The sequence below is a fragment of the Pseudofrankia coriaricola genome (genome assembly GCF_001854805.1).
Lineage (GTDB): Bacteria > Actinomycetota > Actinomycetes > Frankiales > Frankiaceae > Pseudofrankia.
Window position 1 is genome coordinate 43,492 of the sequence record NZ_MBLO01000125.1, and the last position, 20,163, is coordinate 63,654.

Sequence of the window (20,163 nt, forward strand, 5' to 3'; positions counted from 1 at the left end):
CGTGGTCAGATGAGGCCATGCCAGCCGCCACCCCCGGCGTGCCCGCCGGCCCGTCCACCGGTCCGTCCTCCGGGCTTTCCCCCCAGGAGCCTCTTGGCGGCGTCTCGGCCGAGCTCGCCACCGACGTCGCCGGACGGGTACGGGCGCTGATGCCGCGCGCCCGTGACGAGCTCGCCGAGCTCGTCGCCATCCCGACCGTCTTCGATCCCCGGCTGGGGCCGTCGGCCGACTGCGTGCGCGGCGCGGGCCTCGTCGCGGACGCGCTGCGCGACGCCGGGCTGCCGGACGTGCGGCTGGTGGAGACGCCGGACGGCTCCACGGCGGCGATCGGCCACCGGCCGGCGCCCCCCGGCGCGCCGACCGTGCTGTTCTACGCCCACTACGACGTCCAGCCTCCGGGCGACGAGGCGAGCTGGGACAGCCCGCCCTTCACGCTGACCGAGCGGGACGGCCGCTGGTATGGCCGGGGCGCCGCCGACTGCAAGGGCAACCTGATGGCCCACCTCACCGCGCTGCGGGCGGTCGGAAACTCGACTTCCCCCACATCCAGCCTTCGGCAGGATGTGGGGACCCCTGTCCCAGTCGGGATCAAGGTCGTCGTCGAAGGCTCCGAGGAACAGGGCACCGGGGGACTCGAGCGGTTCGTCGAGCAGAACCCGGACCTGCTGGCCGCGGACACGATCGTGATCTGCGACTCGGGCAACGTCGCCGTGGGCGTGCCGACGTTGACGACGGTGCTGCGCGGCCTGGTCAGCGCTGTCGTCCGCGTGACGACCGGCACCAGCGGCATGCACAGCGGCATGTTCGGCGGCCCGACGCCGGACGCCCTGCTGGCGCTGGTCGCGATGCTCGCGACGCTGCACAACGAGGCGGGCGACGTCACCATCCCCGGGCTCGCCAACGGCGGGGTGTGGAACGGCGAGCCCTACCCTGAGGAGCGGCTACGCGCCGACGCGCACGTGCTCCCCGAGGTGGGCCTGCTCGGAAGCGGCACCGTCGCCGACCAGCTCTGGGCCCGGCCGGCGTTGACGGTCATCGGCATGGAGGTACCGCCGCTGACCGGCGCGCCGTCGGCGGTGCAGCCGGCTGCCGCGGCCCGGCTGAACCTGCGGGTCCCGCCGGGCGTCGACCCGGAGGCCGCCTACGGGCTGCTCGCCGACCACCTGCGCGCGGTCGCGCCGTGGCATGTCCGGGTGGAGATCGAGCTGGAGGGCATCGGCGCGTCGTTTCGCGCCGAGACCGACGGGCCCGGCTACCGCGCGATAACGGCGGCGCTGGCGACGGCCTATGGGCGGCCGGTCACCACAGCGGGGCAGGGGGGCGGGATCCCGCTGTGCGACACGTTCGCGCGGACCTACCCGGATTCGGAGATCATGCTGATCGGCGTCTCCGAGCCGGCCTGCCTCATCCACGCCCCCAACGAGAGCGTCGCCCCCAGCGAGATCGAACAGATCGCGCTGGCCGAGGCGCTCTTCCTGCTCGGCCATCCCACAACGGGCTGACCAGCGGGAGAGACACATCATGATCGACGTGAGGCGGGTACCACAATCACCTCGCAAGACCGGCAACCCAGCTCCGCGCCTGGCATCGCGCGGTGCCATTCTTGGGGGTCATGGGACCACGGGGGGATGAGGCCACGTCGGCCATGCCCCCGGAGCCCCCGCCGGTGAAGGCGCTGCCCGCGGAACCCCAGTCCGCGGAACCCCAGTCCGCCCAGCCCGCGTCGCCCGCGGCCCTGTCGTCCACGGCCCTGTCGTCCACGGCCCCGTCGCCCACGACCCCGTCGCCCGCGTCCGTTACCTCCCCCGAACCCGCGGTGGCCCAGGCCCCGACGACGGGGACCCTGCCGGACTCGCCGGCCCCGGCGGCTGAGACCGAGGCCGTACCCGCGGCGCCAGCCCGCACGCGGGCTCCTCGGCGCGCGCCAGCCAGGACGGCGGCGGCGAAGGGCACGGCCGTCACGACCGTGGCGCCGACTGAGCAGGCCACGGCCGAAGGCACACCGGCCGCGCGGCAGCCTGCTCCCTCGGCCAGGGCGACCCGCGCCCGGCCGACCCACGCCAAGGCCACGCCAGCCGGCGCGGGGACCGACGAGGCGACGACCGGCCCGACGCCATTCGCCGACGCCACGACCTCGGACGCCACGACCTCGGACGCCACAGCCTCGGACGCCACAGCCTCGGACGCCACAACCGCCACCGCCACGCCCACGGAACCACCGAGACCGAAGACGACCCGAACCCGGTCCACCCGTGCCAAGGCGCCCTCCGCCGAGGCGACGGCCGGCGCGCCGGCCGTCGAGGCCGCGCCGGTCAAGGCCAGCCGCGCCCAGTCGACGCGGAGCCGGGCCAAGGCCGCGCCCGCCACGGCGACGGAGCAGTCACCGCTGCCGGGAGCGACGGCCGGTCCCGCGCCGGGCAGGGCCGCCCAGCGGGCCGGCGCTGGATTGGCCGGGCTCGCCGACGCAACGCCGGAGCCGGTCGAGACCCGGGTCTCCTCACCGCTCAGTCCAACAGGCACGGGGGATCTCGGTGAGCTGATCCGCCTGTTGATACCGGATGACCCGACGACCGGCCCGGTCCCGATCCCGGCGCCGCCCCCGGACACCGGTCCCCTGATCCTCCCCCCGATCGACGGCCCGTTCCTGACGCCGATGGCCGACGAGACGGGGCCGCTTACCGTTCCACTCGCCTACCGCGGGTGGGACAGCCCGACCGCTCCTGGCGGCGCGCCGGACGACGCCACCGCGCCGACGAGCCCTGGGGGTGCTGGCCTGGCCGGCCAGGCCACGGCGCCAGTCGGTGGGAGCACCACCGGTGAGAGCGCCGTCGGTGAGCCCACCACCGTGGCCGCCGCGGAATGGCCCGTCGCGGCAGCCGCCGCGACGCGGCCGGGTGGGGCCGAGCCCGACGCGGAGGGATTCGCGGTCGTCGGAGTGTTGGAGCAGCGGCGGCGCCGGTGGCCCTGGACCCGTTGGCGGTGGACACGCCTCCCGCTGCCCGCGTCCTGGCCACCGCCGGGGCGGGAGCCGTCCTCGCGGCGCTGGCCGCGGGCGCTGCGCTGGTCGCTGGACATGAGCTGGGAGCGGACGCTGCGTCAGCCGCGGTTTCGGCGCTGGCTCCCCGCCGTGGACTGGGAGGAGACCCTGGGCCGGCCGCGGGGCCGATACCTGCTGCCCGCCCTGATCTGGCCGTCGGCTCCACGCCGACCGTCCGAACGGCGCTGGCAGTCGGCCGGGCGCTCGCTGTCCCGGCCGGTCTGGGCCAGGGGCAACGTCGACCGACGGTTCGCGCCGGTCTACGCGGTGGCCTTCTCGCCAGACGGGCGGCGGCTCGCGACGGCGAGCGGCGATGGCCTCGTCCGGCTATGGAATGTCGCTGACCCGGGCGTGCCCGCGCGAATGTGGGAGGTCTCGACGAGGTTCGCGGCCGGGCCGGTCGTGGCGTTCTCACCCGACGGCACATGGCTGGCCACGGGCCACGACAACACCCACGCGGTGCTCTGGAAGATCGACGAGCTCGCCGGACCCGTTCCGCGCGCGTTGCTCGCTCATCCCGGAGGGCTGACCGGGCTGCACTTCTCGGCGGACGGGCGGCGGCTTGCCGCCGGCTTCGCCGCGGAGGCCGCCCGGATCTGGGACGTCACGGACCCCACCCACCCCCGCCCGCTGGGCCGCGCGGGTGACTCGCGCCTGATCCGCGCCGCCGCGATCTTCCCGAACGGCCGCTGGCTCGCGACCGCGGGCGAGCGGGTCGAGTTCTGGGAGGTCTCGGCCACGCCGGTGCGCCGAATGCACCTGACGGCCGGCGAGGGCCCGCTGTTGGACGTGGCGGTCGCGCCGGACGGCCGGACGATGGCGGTGGGACGCCTCGACGGCACCGTCGACCTCTGGCACACGATCGACCCGTCGGCGCCCGCGCCGCGGGCCTCGATCAACGCGCACGCCGGCTGGGTCACGTCGGTCACCTTCAGCGCGGACAGCCGGTGGCTGGCCACTGTGAGCGCGGAGCACGTCGCGCTGTGGGACCTGCTGGACCCGACCGCCGCGGTCGGGCGGATACGTACCCGACTGCCGGTGACTGCCGTCGCGTTCGCCCCCAAGCGTGGGTTGCTCGCCGTCGCGAGCCTCGACGGGTCGGTGACCCTGCTGCGCCCGACGACGGAGGCTCATGAGCCGGCCGGCGCGGATGGCCACGCGGCGACGGACGCCGACGAGGCGCGGGTCCGCGAGGCGCGAGCTGACGACGAGACCGACGCCGAGAAGACCGCGGTCGATGTCGAACCGCTCAGGACCCTCCGCCCGATGGGGGACACGCCGGCCGCCGGCGGCATCGACCTGCCGGGCAGGCGCCGCCGCGAGCGCCGGACGAACGGTCGGGCAGCGGTCGTCGGGGGCCTCGCGATCGGCCTGAGCTGCCTGCTTGTCTTCGGTCACCAGCTGGGGCTGCCCCCGGCGCTGCTGCTGGCCGCGGGGATGATCGTCGTGCTGGCACTGGTCGTGGCGACGGGGCTGGCACTGGCTGCGGCCGTCTGGGCGCCGCCGGCCGCCGGGCCACGCCAGGCGGCTGGCGCGGGTACGCCCGCCGCCCGGTCCGCCGGCCGGCGGACGCGCGGTGCGCACACGCGCTCGGCGAGCCGGCCACCCCGGCCGGGGCCGCGGACGGCGACCGACCCGACGACGGCGCGGACGAACGCGGCGGAGCCGGACGAGGAGCAGCCGCGGGATGCGGGCGCGAGCCCGCTGAGCGCCACGCTCCCGCTTGGCCTCGTCGGCGCCGATGCCGTCGGGACCGAGGACGACGGCATGGGCGGCCACGCGAATGCCGGGGCCGAAGCCGTCGTGACCAGCCCCTGGAACGTGTCCGAATCAACGCGCCCGATGCCATAAGAAACGTGTACGTCACCTAAAGCGCCCGTGTTGGCCGCCTGGGTCATCTAGGCTGCGCGGCTGGTACGCCATGGCGCATAAGGGCAACTGACGCTGTCCGTGGTCGTTGTGTGGCCTGACTACCACCGAACCCGACATCGACAGGAGACTCCGATGCCAGCGCTGGCTCCGGTACCCGACGCCTCGGCCGGGCGCTGAGATGGCGACGCCCACTGTGGGCCAGCAGGCCCCCGACTTCACCCTTTCCGGCCTGGTCGTCCACGACGGCGAGACCGCCCGTTCCGACTACACCCTCTCGGCCGCCAAGGGCACCCCGGTCGTGCTCGCGTTCTACCCCGGCGACGAGACGCCCGTCTGCACGAAGCAGCTGTGCTCGTACGCGGACAGCATGGAGGTGTTCTCGGGCGTCGGTGCCCAGGTCTGGGGCATCAGCCCGCAGGACCTCGACAGCCACGAGCGGTTCGCCAGGCATCGTGCCCTGTCCTTCCCGCTGCTGGCCGACCCGGACCGTGCCGTGATCCGCCAGTACGGGATCGCGATGCCCGGTCTTGGGCTGCGCCGCTCGGTGTTCCTCGTGGACGCTGACGGCGTGCTGCGCTGGAAGGACGTCGGCCTGATCGGCGTCACCTATGCCACCGCCGACAAGATCGGCAAGGAGCTCGCCCGGCTGGGGTGACCAGCGGCCGGCCGTCGTCCCGGCCGCGAGGTTCCGCCGTCGTCTCCACCACCGCCCCGGCGGAGCTCCGGCCAGCGGGGCCGTCGGGGAACCGTTTCGGCCTGACGCGGTCGATGTGCCGGGCTCGGGCCAACTGTCGTAAAGTCACCGGCGAGGCCATCGGTATTCGGAACTCGACAGTGAGGTGGGGGCAGCCTTGTTCACCGCCCGACGGGATCCGGACGCGTCCACGAACGATGCGGCCACGGCTGCCCCGAGCACCGTTCTCCAGATCGGGGATGTGGCCCGACAGGTAGGTCTGTCGTTGCGCACGGTCCGCTTCTACGAGGAAGCCGGGCTGCTCACCCCGGTCGGGCGGACTCAGGGCGGCTTCCGTCTCTACGACGAGGACGCCCTGGACCGGCTGCTTCTGATCAAGCGGATGAAGCCCCTCGGCTTCACGCTGGAGGAGATGCGGTCCCTGCTCGCGGTGCGTGACGAGCTTCGCCTGCCGGACCTGACGGCGGACCGCCAGCATGAGCTGCGGGAGCGGCTGAAGACCTGGGCGACGCTGGCGGAGGAGAAGCTCGCCGACCTGCGGGCGCGGGCCGGGATCGCGGCGGACTTCGTCGCCGGCCTGCACGACGACGCGTCCCGCCTGCCCGACAGCCCGGACGACCTCACGGATGTCGTCGCCCACTCCGGCGCCACCGACACCGCTCCCATCGCCGGTGACAGCGCCACGACCTGCGACGATGGTGACAGTGACGGCGTCGCGCGCGCCATCACCGCTCACAGCCCAGACGGCCCCGAGCACGACGCGCCTTCGACCGAGACGAGCCCCGACCGGACCTGACCGTCCGCGCCGCCGGCGCCGCCACGAGCGGTCACCGATCGGCGCGCAACGGACGCCGGGTGCCTCCGCGCCCGGCAGCGGCACCCGCCGAGCCCACCCGTCCCGCCTCCAGCATCGAGTAAGGGTTCAGTTGTCCAGCACGCATAGCATCCCGTCCCCTGCCAGCGCCGGACGCGAGGTTTACCCGATCGGCGACGTAGCGGACAAGGTCACCCTGTCGTTGCGCACGACGCGCTTCTACGCCGAGGCCGGCCTGCTCGCCGCCGTCGCCGAGGACGGAGCCGGGGCGCCGCTGTACGACGAGGACGCCGTCGACCGTCTCCTCCTGGTCAAGAAGATGAAGCCGCTCGGCTTCGCCCTCGACGAGATGCGCGCTCTCATTGCCCTGCGCGACGAGGCGACGAGCGCCGGCACTCCTCCCGAGCGGCGTGAGGAGCTGCTAGAGCGGCTGCATACCTGGGTCGCTCTCGGCGAGGAGAAGCTGCGCTCCCTCGAAGAGCAGGTCCGCATCGCCGAGTCGTTCCTGCACGGCCTGCACGACGACGCACACCGCGCCGGCCGCGCGGCCGGCGACTAGGCCTCGCGGCTCTCCGCCTGCGCCGCCGCCTGGCCGTGCGCCGGCCGGCTCCCGGCGGAGTCGGACGACGAAGTCGGGGCGATGATGGTCCGTATGCCGACTTTTATTCAGAAGCCGACCGTCGTCGAAGCGGCGGGCAGCCTGCCGAAGATCATCCGCGAGTACGTGGGCATGGTGAACACCGGTTCGTCCGGTGTGAGCATCGCGCACATGACCAGCCCGTCTGGCTGGGAGGAGCCGGGCCAGCGGCCCGAGTTCGACGAGTACACGCTGGTACTGCGCGGCGTCCTCACCGTTGAGCACTCCGGTGGGGTGATCGAGGTCGGTGCCGGCGAGGCCGTCCACACGGCGGCCGGCGAGTGGGTGCGGTACAGCACTCGCGGCGCCGACGGTGCCGACTACATCTCGGTCTGCCTGCCCGCCTTCGCCCCCGACACCGTCCACCGCGACGCCTAGGCTCCATCCGCCCGCCGGAGCACCGGGATGGACCCGGAGTTCCGCATCGGGGCCGCGGCGGGCGGGCCTCCGACTACGATCAGGGGAAACCGTCGCGGCGCCCTCCGGCTGACTGGCTGGCTCCGGAGGGCGGACGCGGCGAGGCCGGTGGCGGTGGGAGGCGACGGATGACGACATCGAGCGAGTCACCGCCGCTGTTGCGCCGGCTGGTCGGCGATGCGCTACGCGACTATCGGATGGGCCAGGGCCGGACGCTGCGTGATGTCGCGGCCGCGGCGCGGGTTTCCGTCCCCTATCTGTCCGAGGTGGAGCGGGGCCGCAAGGAGGCCTCCTCCGAGGTGCTCGCCGCGGTATGCCGCGGGCTGGGCATCCGGCTGAGCGACCTGCTCGAGCAGGTACGCCGCGAGCTGGTGGAGCGGGAGCCCCGCCAGGAGCCTTCGCGGGCACCGGTTCGGCCGGTGGCCGGCTCGGCGCCCACCCGCCCGGTGGCGGGCGCGAAGGCGCCGGCCGCCAGGCCGGCCGCCGCGGCCCGGCCGCTGTCTCCCGCGGCCCCGGTTCGTCTCGTGCGCGCCGCCGAGCAGGCCATCCCGACTTCGCCCATCCAGCCGGGCCCGACCTGCCAGGTCGGCGCCGCGCACACGCCACCGGCTCGGCCCCTCCGCGCACTTCGACGCCGGGGGCGCTACGGGCGACCGGGCGGCCTCGGTCCGCGCCAGGCCCTGGCACCGATCGTCCCCACGGCGCCGGGCCGGCCTCCTGCCCGAGCGACCCAGCCCGGATGCGCGGCGGCCCGGCGCGTTTCGGGGCACCACCGCGCGGTCGGGCACGCCCCTCGTCGTGTCGGCGGCCCCGCGGTCCGGGCGACAGTCATGCTCTGACGGACTCGCGGTCGCTGTCGGGCCGCGGCCACCGTCGGGCTTGGGTGACCTCTGCCGGGCCAGTGGACTAGATGGTGCCGTCCCCGTCCCCGTCCTCGTCCTCACCCGCGGGCCCGGCCCGGTCGTGTGGCGCCGCGGCCGGCCGTGACTCCGGCGGTGTCTGCGCGTCCGCCTGCTTCCGGACGATCGCGGGGATGACGGCCCAGAGCAGGACAAGGACCAGCAGGGTCAGCGCACCGGCGATGATCCCCGCGGTGGGGCCGACGACCACGTCGAAGATGAGGGTGACGACGCCGGCGACGGCGAGCGCGAGCAGCGCGAGCCCCGCCTGCGCCAACGCGTTCGCCGCCTGGATGAGCAGTTCCTTCTGGTGACGGCGAAACACCGCCCGATGCAGGCTGACCGGCATCAGCAGAAGGCCCGTCGCCGCGACCGCGAGCAGCACGACGACCAGATAGAGCCCCCGCTGGGCCGAGCTGAGGTCCGAGAACTTCGCCTGGAACGGGAGCGCCAGCAGGAAGGCCGTCAGCAGCTGCACACCCGTCTGCGCGACGCGGAGCTCCTGTAGCAGCTCGGTCCAGTTCCGGTCACGCCGGTGGTCCGGCGTCTCTCCGGAGTGGCCGGCGGCGCTGTCGGCGCTGTCGGCCGACGGGACGCGCTGGCCGCTGGCCGCCGGTCCGCCGGATTGGCCGGGTCGACCGGCGGCCTCTGGAGACTGGCCGGCTGACCGCTCGCTCACCACCTCATCCTGCCCTCTCCGAGCAGAGGCGTCATCATCCACGCAATCCGCCAGGCCGGGCCGCCTCGGACCGCCGTGGCGTGCGGTCCACGTCCCACGACGCGAGATTCTCTGCGCCTAACCGTCCCGTCTGTCCGGCTTGCGAGCATAGGAACGTGACGCACACACCGGACGCCGAGGACACGAGCTCGCCACCACACAACGGCAGGCACCACCCGAAGGTCGTCAACGAGCGAATGCTGCTCGCGCAGCGGCGGACCGGCCAGGAGCGGTTCGCCGACGCCGTCACCGGCTTCGCCGGCTCGATGTCATTCGTCTACCTGCACGTCGTCTGGTTCACCGTCTGGATCCTGCTCAACCAGGGCGCCTTTGGCGACAGGATAATCTTCGACCCGTTTCCCTACGGCCTGTTGACGATGATCGTCAGCCTGGAGGCGATCTTCCTGTCGACGTTCGTGATGATCAGTCAGAACCGGGACACCCGCCGCCAGAACGTGCGCGCCGACCTGGACTACGAGACCACCGTCCGGTCCGAGGTCTGGTCGTCGCACATCGGCCGGCAGCTGGGCATCGACCCAGCCACGATCGAGGTCCGCGTCCAGGAGATCCTCCGCCGAACCGGCGCGCCATCGCCCTGACGCCGGCCGCGGACGCCCGAGCACCCGGCGGCGTCCGCGTCCCGGCACGGCCCGCCATACCGGGCAGAGGCGCGCGCCATGGACTGCCAGGGACGGCTGGAGCCGCTTGCTTCGGGCATTTCGGGCTGGCAGGCTGTCGTTTTGATCATTGGATTGTGACGCGGGCCATGGCAGGAAGCGAGGAGACGACGCGATGGGCGGTCAGACCGAGGGGAACGGGCGAGTCGCGGGCAAGGTGGCCGTGGTGACCGGCGCCGCGTCCGGGATCGGCCGGGCGGTGACCCGGCGGCTCGCCGCCGAAGGCGCGCGGATCGTCGCGGCGGACATCGACGAGACGGGGTTAGGCAAGCTCACGGCGGAACTCGGCGAGGAGGTCGCCGCCGCCGCCCGGTGCGACGTCACCGTCGAGGAGGACGTCGCCGCGGTCGTCCAGCTCGCGGCCAGCCGCTTCGGCGGGCTCGACATCGTGGTCGCCAACGCGGGCGGGGGCTTTCTCGGGGAGATCGCCGACCACGACTACGCCGAATGGCGCCGGATCGTCGACCTCTGCCTGAACAGCGCCTTCCTCACCGTCAAGCACGCGGGCGCCGCGCTGCGCGCGGGCGGGCACGGCGGCTCGATCGTCGCGATGGCCAGCCTCAACGCGGTCCAGCCCGGCCGGGGTATGGGTGCCTACTGCGCGGCGAAGGCCGGCGTCGTCGCGCTCACCGAGGTCGCGGCGCTGGAGCTGGGCCGTCACGGCATCCGGGTGAACGCGGTCGCTCCGGGCCTCGTGCGCACCTCGCTCACGACGCCGCTCTGGGACGTCCCGGGGGTCGTCGAGGACTACGTCGAGAACGCCCCGCTCGGCCGGTTCGCCGAACCCGAGGAGATCGCGAACGTCGTGCTCTTCCTCGCATCGGACGAGGCCGCCTACGTCTCCGGCAGCCTCTACAGCGTCGACGGCGGCGCCCGCACCCGCCGCTACCCCGACGTCATCACCGCCCTCGAACGACTGCGACCGCCCTCGCCGGCCGACTGACCGCCAGCCGGCCTCAGGCCGCGGGCGGCTCTTCGGAAGCCAGGGCGGCCAGGACGGCGTCGGTGACCTCGCGGCGCCGGGCCTCGCCGACGACCTCGGCGCCGTCGGGCTCCTGGATGTAGAACGCGTCCACGACGTCGAGGCCGATGGTCGCGACGATCGCCGTACGCACGTCGACGCCGGCCCCGGCGAGCGCCCCCACGATCCGGAACAGCACCCCGGCCCGGTCGGGGGCGCGCACCTCCAGCACCGTCCTCGACCCGGAGTCGTCGAACGTCGCTCGCGGCGGGCCCGGGGTACGCCACGGGCGGCGGGTCGCGTACGCCTCCTCACGGGCGGTGAGCTGGCCCCCGACGTCGAGCCGGCCCTCGAGCCCGCGGCGCACGTCGGCGAGCAGCCGGCTCGCGTCCGGCTCGCGTCCGTGCCGCCCGGCGACGGCGGCCTGCAACAGCGCCCGGCCGTTCGCGCCGCGGGCCGAGGCACGCCGGACGTCGAGGCGGTTGAGCGCGAGCACCCCGGTCGTGACGGCGAGCAGGCCCACGTGGTCCGGCGCGAGCACCACGATCTCGTACATGCCCTCGTCGGGCAGCCCGTTGACCTGGACGAGGTGCTCATCGGGCAGCTCGAGCAGGGCGCGCTGGCGGTCGGTCAGCTCGCCGGGGTACGGCACCGGGCCACCGCCGAGGACGGCCAGCGCGCGGGTGACCAGGTCGTTGATGAGACGGGCCTTCCAGGCGCTCCACGCCGTCGCGCCGGTCGCCTGGGAGTCGGCCTGGGTCAGCTTGTGCAGCAGGGTGAGCACCTGCGTGCTGCCGGCGGCGGCCGCGACCGCCTCGATCGTGGCCGGGTCGTCGATGTCGCGGTGGGTCGCGGCGTCCGGCAGCAGCAGGTGGTGGCGGACCATCGCGATCAGCACGTCCACGTCGGCGGGCGGCAGGCCGAGGCGGGGCCCGAGCTTCTCGACGATGACGATGCCGGCGTCGGTGTGGTCGCCGGGATAGCCCTTACCGATGTCGTGCAGCAGCGCGCCCAGCAGCAGCAGGTCGGGCCGGTCGACCTCGCGGGTGTGATCGGCCGCCCGCGCCGCCGTCTCCATCAGGTGCCGGTCGACGGTGTAGCGGTGGTACGGGTTGCGCTGGGGCCGGCTGCGCACCGCCGCCCACTCCGGCAGGATCCGGGTGAGCAGGCCGACCTGGTCGAGCGACTCCAGCACCGGCACGGCGTTGTCGCCGGCGGCGAGCAGCGCGACGAAGGCGTCCCTGGCCGCGCCCGGCCACGGGTCCGGCAGCGGGGGTGTCTCGCGGGCGAATCGGTCGACCGCGAACCTGCCGAGCGGGATGCCGGCGCGGGCGGCGGCGGCCGCGGCCCGCAGCACCAGCGCCGGGTCGGCCGCGGGGTCCGCGTCCCTGGCGAGCAGGACCTCGCCGTCCTGCTCGACGACCCCGGCGGCGAGCGGGCGGCGTACCGGTCTGCGCGAGCGCCAGCGCGACTGGGAGCGCAGCGCCGCGGACACCCGGTGCCACGTGGTGTCCCAGGTCCACGAGATCGTCCGGCCGGCATCGGCGATGGCGTGCGCGAGGGCGAACGAGTCCGGCTCGCCGAGCGCGCCTGGCCTGCCCAGTTCGGCCGGCTCGCCGGGCTGGGCGGGTTCGCGGGTCCCGCCGGACCCGGTGGGCTCGGCCGGCTCGGCCCGATAGCCGAGCGCCGCGGCGACCGAGGTGCCGTCCTGGAGCAGCAACCGGTCCTGGTCACGGCCAGCGGCGAGCCGGCGGACCTCGCCGCGGACGTCGAGCAGCATCCGCTGGGCGGCGAGCACCCGCTCGCCCGGAGCCTCGGCGACCCAGGCGGCGGCGAGCGCGTGCAACGCCTGCACGTCGCGCAGCCCACCCCGGGACTCCTTGAGGTCGGGTTCCAGCAGGAACGCGACCTCGCCGGCCCGGCGGGCGCGTTCGGCGTGCAGCTCGGCGAGTTCGGGCAGCCGGCGGCTGGCCCGGGCACGCCAGCGGGCCCGCACGGCCTCGGCAAGCCTGGTCGCGAGTGCCTCGTCACCGGCGACCAGGCGGGCGTCGAGCAGGCCGAGGGCCGCCTTCATGTCGCCGTCGGCGACCGAGACGGCCTGCTCGACCGTGCGGACGCTGTGGTCGAGGCCGACGCCCGCGTCCCAGACCGGGTACCAGATGCCGTCGGCGACCGCGGCGACGGCACGCGCACCGCGCCGGCCGTCGTGCAGCAGCACCAAGTCGAGGTCGGTGCCGAAGGCCGGCTCGCCGCGGCCATAGCCACCCACGGCGAGCAGGGCGACGCCGGGGCCCGGATCGCCGAACAGGGCCCGCAGCGCGACGTCGGCACGCTCGGTGAGCGCGACCCGCAGCGGGGCTCCGATCAGATCGGGAAACGCGCCGTCCCGTCCACGCAACGCCGCGAGCTCGGCTGCCACGTCCACCCCGTGCTCCACCGCGCGCCCACCTCCAGATCCGTCATACAAGTCAGATCCTTACGCGACGGACACCTGTGCCGCTCGCCAATGGGGACGGCGGTAGGCGCCGGCGCATCGCGACGAGCGGACAAGGCGGGGGCAGGCCGGTCTCGGCCTGCCCCCGCCCATCACGGTCGCACTACCGAAGCAGAGGAGGAGCGATCAGAACTTCTCGCGGTGTCGCGTCCGGAGGCTCCGGCGCTCCCCGGTGCTACAGGGCGTCGGAGCCGCGCTCACCAGTCCGCACACGGATGACCGTTTCGACCGGGACCACCCAGACCTTACCGTCGCCGATCTTGCCGGTCTGCGCCGCACTGGTGATCGCGGTAACGAGGTCCTCGACGGCCTCATCGTCGACAACAACCTCGATCTTGATCTTCGGGACGAAGTCGACCTTGTACTCTGCGCCTCGGTAGACCTCGGTGTGCCCCTTCTGCCGACCGTAACCCTGAACCTCGGAGATAGTCAGTCCGTGCACACCCAGGGCCTCCAGCGCCGCCTTGACGTCGTCGACCTTGAACGGCTTGATCACCGCGGTGACAAGCTTGGTCATTACTTTTCCTCCTCTTTTTGACAGACCTGCGGCCCCTCGCTCAGGCCTGCGTCCTCTCGGGCATCTTGACCGAGTTGACGGCGGCGACGCTACCGTCATCGCCGGACAAAGTGAACCAGTCCGCATCTTCTTTTCGCCACGACCGGCCAGCCCTGATCGGCTCCCCCTCCCCGCCGTTTCGCGAGAGCCGAAGGATTGGCTTGAAGCGCGCGGCGGGTGAACGTTCCGGCAGCCACGTCCGAACAGCGGCGACCGCTAGGCCGGCATGCCCGACAGGATTCTTACGACGCTCCCCTGGGCCGGCCAACGTCTTCCGGATCGCCAGCGCGAGAACCAGCGTGACGGCGGCTGAGTAACCGACCGTGGACACGACCGCGAGCGTCTGCCTGCCGAGCAGCCCCCACGACCCCCCGTAGATGAGGCCCTCGTTGATCGAGCCGCCGGTATCCGCCGTCGCGAAGAAGCCGACGAGCAGGGTGCCGAGCACACCGCCGACGAGGTGGACGGCGCCGACGTCGAACGCGTCGTCGATCCCGGCCCTGCCCGTGAGGGCCGTGGCGAAAGCGCAGGCGACCGCGGCGAGCGCCCCGATCGCCAAGGCGCCCATCGGCGCCACGAAGCCGCTCGCGGGGGTGATGGCGACCAGCCCGGCGATGGCGCCAGACGCCGCGCCGACCGGGGTCGTCCGGCCGTCACGCAGCCACTCGACGATCAGCCAGCAGATCATCGCGGCGGCGGCGGCGAGCTGGGTGTTCAGGAACGCCCAGCCGGCGAGCTCACCCGAGCCGAGCGCCGAGCCGGCGGTGACTCCGAACCAGCCGACCCAGACGATGCCCGCGCCGACCAGCGCCAGCGGCACGTTGTGCGGCAGCCCCCTGGAGATGCCTGGCGAACGCCTGGGAACACCGCCCGGTCGCGCGGCGCCGCGCGGCGCCATGGCCGCGCCGCGCGCGAGGCGCCCCCCGTCCCGCCACACATCCCGCCAACCGGGGCGGAGGCCGAGTACAACCGCGAGCACGACGCCAGCGGCGCCGGCGCTCGCGTGGATCGTGGTGCCGCCGGCGAAGTCCAGTGCGCCGAGCCGGAACAACCAGCCGTGCGGACTCCAGACCCAGTGCGCGACCGGGGCGTAGACCAACGCCAGCCACAGCGCGACGAGAAGGGCGAGCGCGCCGAGCCGAAGCCGGCCAGCCGTCGCTCCGGTGACCAGCGCGGCGGCGAGAAGAGCCAGCATCAGCTGGAAGGTAAGGACGATCACCGTCGGGGTGCCGCCGCCCTCGGCGGTGTAGGGCGCTGTCACCGGGTCGCCGAGGTGGCGCAGGGCGAAGGCGCCGAGGCCGCCCCACGCCCCGTTGCCGCCGGGCCCGAACGCGATCGTGTAGCCGACCAGTACCCACAGCAGTGTGCCGACCCCGATGCAGACCAGGTTCTGCGTGAGGACGCTCAGGACGTGCCCGACGCGGGCCAGGCCTCCGTGGAAAAGGCCCAGGCCCAGTACCGCGAACATCGCCAGCGCGCAGCTCACCAGCAGCCAGGCGCCGTTCGCGGACAGATGCGCGTCGACGACCGCTCCATGCAACCGCGGATCAACGATGTGCGCGTTCATGTGCCTCCCCCGATCACGCGCTAGCTCCGGGCAGCATGCCCGGGAGTGTGTGCGTCCTCCTCACCGGGTACTCAAAGGGCATGTGACCACGTATCGGGGCGTGCCGGACGACCGACGCGAACCGAGCGGGACCGCAACCGGGTCGATACAGCAAGGTGGGGGTGCGCCGGCTGAAACCGACGCACCCCCACCTTCCGTGCTGTGTACCTACCGGGGCGGCGACGAGACGAACTCCCCCACCCCGGTCAGGCTCGCGACGCTGGCCCGTACGTTCAGGCCTGCGCCTCTTCCGGCACCTTGACCGGGGCGACGGTCGTCGAGGCGGAACCCGCACCGCCGACCGAGCTGAACCGGTACGCGGTCTCGCCGTGCTGCGCCTCGTCGAGGCCGATCTCCTCATGGTCGTCGCTGAGGCGACCGTTCAGGACGTACTTGACGAACAGGGCGAGGATCGCGGTACCGACGGCCGAGTAGCCGACAGTGGCACCGACGGTCATCGCCTGGTAGCCGAGAACGCTCCATGGACCGCCGTAGAAGATGCCGTCCTTGCCGGCAGCGTTCACGTCGACGGTGCCGAAGAAGCCAATCAGCAGGGCGCCGAGAACACCGCCGACCAGGTGGACGGCACCGACGTCGAGCGCATCGTCAATCCCGACCTTGCCCTTGATGGCCGTAGCCAGGGCGCAGAGGGCACCGGCGATGGCGCCGATCGCGATGGCGCCCATCGGCGAGACGAAACCACAGGCCGGGGTGATGGCGACCAGACCGGCGACGGCACCGGAGGCAGCACCCAGGGTGGTCGGCTTGCCGTCACGCAGCCACTCGATAGCGACCCACGCGAGCGAGGCGACACCGGTGGCGATCTGGGTGTTCAGGAACGCCCACGCGGCCAGCGAGCCGGAGCCCAGGGCCGAACCGGCGTTGAACCCGAACCAGCCGAACCACAGGATGCTCGCGCCGAGGACGACGTACGGCACGTTGTGCGGACGGAAGTCCCCACCCGGCCAGCCCTTGCGGCGACCGAGCACGAGCGCCAGGACGACACCCGCGGCACCGGCGTTCGCGTGGACGACCGTGCCGCCAGCGAAGTCGAGCGCGCCCTTCTTGAACAGCCAGCCGTTCACGTTCCAGACCCAGTACGCGATCGGCGAGTAGATCAGGATCGACCACAGGGCGATGAAGACGACGAACGCGCCGAACTTGAGGCGGTCCGCACTCGCGCCGGTGATCAGAGCCGGCGTGATGATGGCGAACATCATCTGGAAGGCGATGAAGACGACGGTGTGAACGCCGCCGCCCTCCGGGTTGTACACGGCCGTGACGTGGTCGCCGATGTTCTGCAGCGCAGCGAAGTCGAAGCCACCGAAGAAGCCGTTCGTCGCCGGCCCGAAGGCGATGCTGTAGCCGACCAGGGTCCACAGCAGCGTCACGATCCCGATGCAGAAGAAGTTCTGCATCAGCATGCCCAGGACGTGCTTGGTGCGGACCATGCCACCGTAGAAGAACGCGAGGCCCGGCGTCATGAAGAGCACCAGCGCCGCGCTGGTGAGCAACCAGGCGTCGTTGGCGGACAACCCCGCGTTGGTGACAGCGTCCGTTAGTTCCTGTTGGGACATATCTCTCCCGTCGTTCTCCCCCCGCGCGAGCGGCCGCGCGGACTGCGGTCCACCGGTTCGCTGCCCGCGGCACTCGTCCCGGATCCTCCGGAGTCGAAGGTTCTTCAGGGCGTGTTCCGGACCAGTGACCGCCCTGTTTCTTGTGTGTGAATTCGCCAAATTGGGCGCGTCGTGGTCGACTCGGGTGTGCCGGCTGTAGATCCTTCGGAACCCTACGTGTCACCCGGCGCGGATGCGTGACTGTCAAACTTCGGACAGTTACTGTGACGCGCCGTGTGCACCACGCCGTCGGAGGGCTCCCATAGGGGCAGTGGTCTGTCTCAAAGATCACCGGAGACAAGGAGTTGGCTCGAACGGGCTGTGTCGCAGCCCGCGCGGCACGGCCGGCCACCCAGCGTCCGGGTGTCGCTGGGTTTCCTGATCTCCGGATGGCTGTTCCTCGCCCCCGGCATGGCCCCCGCATGGGCGAGCCCTGTTGCTCCGTCGGTCGACGGGAGCCCCTCGGCAGGGGTCGGCGATGGTGGCTCGTCCGACACGATCGACGGGATCATGGCCCAGATCGCGGCCGCCCGCGGCGAACTCGCGGATCTCGACGCCAAGCTGTCGACAGCCACCGAGGCGTTCGACGCGGGTCGGATCCGGCTCGGTCAGGCGAGAGCCGCCGTCGACGACGCCGAGGCCCGCGTCGACCGGGCCGACACCGCGGTCCAGGACGCCGTCCAGGAAAGGCGCGGGCTTGCGGCATCCGCGTACCGCGCCGGCGGACTGGACGCGCTGTCGGCGATCCTCACCGGCGATCCGGGCGGCGCGCTGGACCGGGCCGGCGCGCTGGACGCGCTGGCGCGCCGGGCCCGCGTCGCCGAGACCCGGGAGCGGCTGGCCCGCGTCGACCTGACCGAGGCACGCGCCATCGCTCGCACGACGATGGCGGACGCGCAGGGCGCCCTTGACGCCGTCACCGACCAGAAACGGATCATCGAGACGTCGGCGGGCACGCAGCGCACCCTGCTCGACGGCCTGATCGTCAAGCAGGCCGACCTGGAACGTCAGGCCAGGGAGCGGGAGGCCGCGGCGCGGCAGGCGCGGCAGCAGGCCGCGGCCGCCGAGGCCGCGCGGATCGCCCAGGCCGCCGCCGACGAGCAGACGAGGCTGCGCCAGCAGTCCGGCCTGGTCCAGCAGGCGAGCGACACCTTCGCCGCCACCCCGGTCACGCCGGCCACCCCGGTCACGCCCGCCAGTCCAGCCCCGCCCGCACCGGCGGCAGCGGGCGCACCCCCGCCGCCGGTGGCTGGGGGCGGCGGCGCGGCGGCCGCCGTCGCCGAGGCGCACCGGCAGATCGGCAAGCCATACGTGTGGGGGGCGGAGGGGCCGGACGCGTTCGACTGCTCCGGCCTGACACAGTGGGTATGGGCGAAGGCCGGTGTCCAGCTCCCGCACTACACCGGCGACCAGTGGAGCGCGGGCCGGCACGTGTCCCGCGACCAGCTCATCCCCGGTGACCTGGTGTTCTTCAACGCGGCTCTGGATCACGTCGGCATCTACATCGGCAACGACCAGATGATCCACGCCCCGCACACCGGCGCCGTCGTCCGCGTGGAGAACGTGTGGTGGTCCAGCTTCCAGGGGGCCGTCCGCCCGTCCGGCTGAGCCCGGTCAGCGCCGGCCGGGACCCGCGACAACGGGGGGTTGACAACGACAACCCTGGGTTGTCGTCGTAGGCCTCATGAACGAGCACACACAGGAACAGCGGCAGGCCTTCGACCGGCTACGACGGGTTCGGACAGAGGCTCTTGAGCACGCCCGGAGGACCCAGGAACTCGCGCTCGAGCGCCGCGACCTGATCCGGGCTTTGATCGCGGAAGGCTTCTCCCAGGCCGACGTCGCCCGCGAGCTGGGCGTCACCCGCCAGGCCGTCCAGAAGATGCTTGCCTGCTGACGGCGATGCCGCTGGCCGACGGCGAGAGCGCCGTGACCGGTCACGACCGGCCCGGGAATCAGCCGTGGGAGCTCAGGCCAGAGGAACTCGGCTCAGGAGGACCACCCGAACTCCGGGTGGATCGCCAGAACCCCGGACGCGCTATCCGAACTGCTCGGCCATGTCGACGAGCTCCTTGCAGCGCGGGCAGACCGGGAATCGCTGAGGGTCCCGGACCGGTTCGAACTTGAAACCGCACAGGGCGGTCACCCTGCCGCCTTCGATGGACGCACGGACGATCTCCTCGCGGCGGGCGAAGTGGGCGTGGTCGTCCCCCTCGCCGGTACGCGTATCGGACGTCTCTGGCCGGATCTGCGTCGTGCTCACCCGTCGAGTGTAGGTCGCGGCGGCTCGTTGGCCACCCCTGGGCCGCCGTGCGGCCGGAGCGCGAGCAGGATTCGCGCGCGAGGACCAGTCGGCACCACCGACGCGGCCCACACGGCTCTTGCCCCGGCGGCAGGCGGCGTACTCTTAGGAATGGACGAAGGAGACCGGTGACTGCACTGATCGACAGTACCGAGATGTACCTCCGTACCCTGTATGAGCTACGGGAAGAGGGCATCCCGCCACTACGGGCGCGCCTGGTGGAGCGGCTGCACGTCAGCGCTCCCGCCGCGAGCGAGTCCACGGCTCGGCTGGCGCACGAGGGACTCGTCTCCCTCGCCGAGGACCGGACGGTCCAGTTCACCGAGAAGGGGCTCCTCCGGGCCACCGCGGTGATGCGCAAGCACCGGCTCGCCGAGCTGCTACTCACGAAGATCATCGGTCTCGACTGGGCGCTGGTCCACAACGAGGCCTGCCGCTGGGAGCACGTGATCTCCGACGAGGTCGAAGCCCGGCTCACGGTCATCCTCGGCGACCCCAAGCGATGCCCGTTCGGGAACGAGATCCCGCCGCCCACCGACCAGTTCGTGGGCGGCAACGGCTCCCCGACCAGCCTCCTCGCCAGCGCGGACCTCGCCGGTGGCAAGAGCAGGCCGGTCACCGTCGGCTGGATCTCCGAGCGGCTGCAGGCTCATGAGGGCACGATGAGGCGACTGCAGGAAAACGGGATCATTCCCGGCGCCCCGATCGTCGTCGAGTCCCACGGTGACCTCGTCAGCATCCGCCAGGACACCGACAGGCCCACCGAGTTCGACCGCCGCACCGCCTCCCTCGTCTACGTCGACCCCTGACCTCCCCCGGCCCGCGCGCGGGGCCCCACGGTCTCGCGCTCCGAGTCCCAAGTG

General features: G+C 72.9%; 18 protein-coding genes. 12 read left to right on the top strand and 6 right to left on the bottom strand.

Going from position 1 to position 20,163, the window contains the following annotated elements; genetic code table 11:
- Positions 1-17 precede the first annotated feature (17 nt).
- The 7 genes from BCD48_RS18130 (at position 18) to BCD48_RS54930 (ending at position 8,310) form a co-directional block, all read left to right on the top strand.
- Positions 18-1,502 carry a dipeptidase gene (locus BCD48_RS18130; RefSeq protein WP_083418829.1) on the top strand — a complete coding sequence of 495 codons (1,485 nt, stop codon included), beginning with the start codon at positions 18-20 and terminating at the stop codon, positions 1,500-1,502.
- A 143-nt stretch (positions 1,503-1,645) separates the two neighbouring features.
- On the top strand, positions 1,646-4,888 hold the full coding sequence (locus BCD48_RS18140) for a WD40 repeat domain-containing protein (RefSeq protein WP_131804036.1): 3,243 nt from the start codon (positions 1,646-1,648) through the stop codon (positions 4,886-4,888).
- A gap of 199 nt (positions 4,889-5,087) precedes the next feature.
- On the top strand, positions 5,088-5,564 hold the full coding sequence (locus BCD48_RS18145; protein WP_071049617.1) for a peroxiredoxin: 477 nt from the start codon (positions 5,088-5,090) through the stop codon (positions 5,562-5,564).
- A 196-nt stretch (positions 5,565-5,760) separates the two neighbouring features.
- Positions 5,761-6,399: a MerR family transcriptional regulator gene (locus tag BCD48_RS55720; RefSeq protein WP_312622947.1), complete on the top strand. Its 639-nt coding sequence runs from the start codon at positions 5,761-5,763 to the stop codon at positions 6,397-6,399.
- A 130-nt stretch (positions 6,400-6,529) separates the two neighbouring features.
- Positions 6,530-6,976, top strand: a complete 447-nt coding sequence (locus BCD48_RS18155; protein ID WP_071049618.1) for a MerR family transcriptional regulator — start codon at positions 6,530-6,532, stop codon at positions 6,974-6,976.
- 93 nt (positions 6,977-7,069) lie between these two features.
- Positions 7,070-7,432 carry a cupin domain-containing protein gene (locus BCD48_RS18160; RefSeq protein WP_071049765.1) on the top strand — a complete coding sequence of 121 codons (363 nt, stop codon included), beginning with the start codon at positions 7,070-7,072 and terminating at the stop codon, positions 7,430-7,432.
- Between the two features lie 167 nt (positions 7,433-7,599).
- Entirely contained in the window at positions 7,600-8,310 is a 711-nt protein-coding gene (locus BCD48_RS54930; protein ID WP_083418830.1) for a helix-turn-helix domain-containing protein, read from the top strand.
- Positions 8,311-8,377: 67 nt separating this feature from the next.
- Here the strand turns inward: BCD48_RS54930 and BCD48_RS46655 are convergent, their stop codons facing one another.
- The gene (locus tag BCD48_RS46655) at positions 8,378-9,049 is read right to left on the bottom strand and encodes a DUF6328 family protein (RefSeq protein ID WP_083418831.1); all 672 of its coding nucleotides are present in this window, start codon (positions 9,047-9,049) and stop codon (positions 8,378-8,380) included.
- A gap of 155 nt (positions 9,050-9,204) precedes the next feature.
- On the opposite strand from BCD48_RS46655, the gene BCD48_RS18175 reads away from it, so the two are divergent.
- Positions 9,205-9,687 (top strand): DUF1003 domain-containing protein, encoded by a 483-nt coding sequence (locus BCD48_RS18175; RefSeq protein WP_071049619.1) that lies wholly within the window; start codon positions 9,205-9,207, stop codon positions 9,685-9,687.
- 193 nt (positions 9,688-9,880) lie between these two features.
- The gene (locus BCD48_RS18180) at positions 9,881-10,708 is read left to right on the top strand and encodes an SDR family NAD(P)-dependent oxidoreductase (RefSeq protein ID WP_071049620.1); all 828 of its coding nucleotides are present in this window, start codon (positions 9,881-9,883) and stop codon (positions 10,706-10,708) included.
- A 13-nt stretch (positions 10,709-10,721) separates the two neighbouring features.
- Here the strand turns inward: BCD48_RS18180 and BCD48_RS18185 are convergent, their stop codons facing one another.
- From BCD48_RS18185 to BCD48_RS18200, 4 genes are all read right to left on the bottom strand, one after another.
- Positions 10,722-13,145 carry a [protein-PII] uridylyltransferase gene (locus BCD48_RS18185; RefSeq protein WP_071049766.1) on the bottom strand — a complete coding sequence of 808 codons (2,424 nt, stop codon included), beginning with the start codon at positions 13,143-13,145 and terminating at the stop codon, positions 10,722-10,724.
- A 250-nt stretch (positions 13,146-13,395) separates the two neighbouring features.
- Positions 13,396-13,737, bottom strand: a complete 342-nt coding sequence (locus tag BCD48_RS18190; protein ID WP_071049621.1) for a P-II family nitrogen regulator — start codon at positions 13,735-13,737, stop codon at positions 13,396-13,398.
- A 40-nt stretch (positions 13,738-13,777) separates the two neighbouring features.
- Positions 13,778-15,343, bottom strand: a complete 1,566-nt coding sequence (locus tag BCD48_RS18195) for an ammonium transporter (RefSeq protein WP_071049622.1) — start codon at positions 15,341-15,343, stop codon at positions 13,778-13,780.
- Between the two features lie 272 nt (positions 15,344-15,615).
- Entirely contained in the window at positions 15,616-16,959 is a 1,344-nt protein-coding gene (locus BCD48_RS18200) for an ammonium transporter (protein ID WP_071049623.1), read from the bottom strand.
- Between the two features lie 360 nt (positions 16,960-17,319).
- On the opposite strand from BCD48_RS18200, the gene BCD48_RS18205 reads away from it, so the two are divergent.
- Positions 17,320-18,606 (top strand): C40 family peptidase, encoded by a 1,287-nt coding sequence (locus BCD48_RS18205; RefSeq protein ID WP_071049624.1) that lies wholly within the window; start codon positions 17,320-17,322, stop codon positions 18,604-18,606.
- Positions 18,607-18,682: 76 nt separating this feature from the next.
- A complete protein-coding gene (locus tag BCD48_RS18210) occupies positions 18,683-18,895 on the top strand; it encodes a TrfB-related DNA-binding protein (RefSeq protein ID WP_071049625.1) in 213 nt (70 codons plus the stop codon).
- A 141-nt stretch (positions 18,896-19,036) separates the two neighbouring features.
- Here the strand turns inward: BCD48_RS18210 and BCD48_RS18215 are convergent, their stop codons facing one another.
- A complete protein-coding gene (locus BCD48_RS18215) occupies positions 19,037-19,261 on the bottom strand; it encodes a DUF3039 domain-containing protein (protein WP_071049626.1) in 225 nt (74 codons plus the stop codon).
- Between the two features lie 167 nt (positions 19,262-19,428).
- On the opposite strand from BCD48_RS18215, the gene BCD48_RS18220 reads away from it, so the two are divergent.
- Positions 19,429-20,109, top strand: coding sequence for a metal-dependent transcriptional regulator (locus BCD48_RS18220; protein WP_071049627.1), 681 nt, complete (start codon positions 19,429-19,431; stop codon positions 20,107-20,109).
- Positions 20,110-20,163 lie beyond the last annotated feature (54 nt).

What these genes read in the sequence shown, in the direction of transcription:
- BCD48_RS18130 (WP_083418829.1), top strand. Translation starts at nt 18, where the DNA reads ATGCCAGCCGCCACCCCCGGCGTGCCCGCCGGCCCGTCCACCGGTCCG.
- BCD48_RS18140 (WP_131804036.1), top strand. Translation starts at nt 1,646, where the DNA reads ATGCCCCCGGAGCCCCCGCCGGTGAAGGCGCTGCCCGCGGAACCCCAG.
- BCD48_RS18145 (WP_071049617.1), top strand. Translation starts at nt 5,088, where the DNA reads ATGGCGACGCCCACTGTGGGCCAGCAGGCCCCCGACTTCACCCTTTCC.
- BCD48_RS18160 (WP_071049765.1), top strand. Translation starts at nt 7,070, where the DNA reads ATGCCGACTTTTATTCAGAAGCCGACCGTCGTCGAAGCGGCGGGCAGC.
- BCD48_RS54930 (WP_083418830.1), top strand. Translation starts at nt 7,600, where the DNA reads ATGACGACATCGAGCGAGTCACCGCCGCTGTTGCGCCGGCTGGTCGGC.
- BCD48_RS18180 (WP_071049620.1), top strand. Translation starts at nt 9,881, where the DNA reads ATGGGCGGTCAGACCGAGGGGAACGGGCGAGTCGCGGGCAAGGTGGCC.
- BCD48_RS18190 (WP_071049621.1), bottom strand. Translation starts at nt 13,737, where the DNA reads ATGACCAAGCTTGTCACCGCGGTGATCAAGCCGTTCAAGGTCGACGAC.
- BCD48_RS18195 (WP_071049622.1), bottom strand. Translation starts at nt 15,343, where the DNA reads ATGAACGCGCACATCGTTGATCCGCGGTTGCATGGAGCGGTCGTCGAC.
- BCD48_RS18200 (WP_071049623.1), bottom strand. Translation starts at nt 16,959, where the DNA reads ATGTCCCAACAGGAACTAACGGACGCTGTCACCAACGCGGGGTTGTCC.
- BCD48_RS18210 (WP_071049625.1), top strand. Translation starts at nt 18,683, where the DNA reads ATGAACGAGCACACACAGGAACAGCGGCAGGCCTTCGACCGGCTACGA.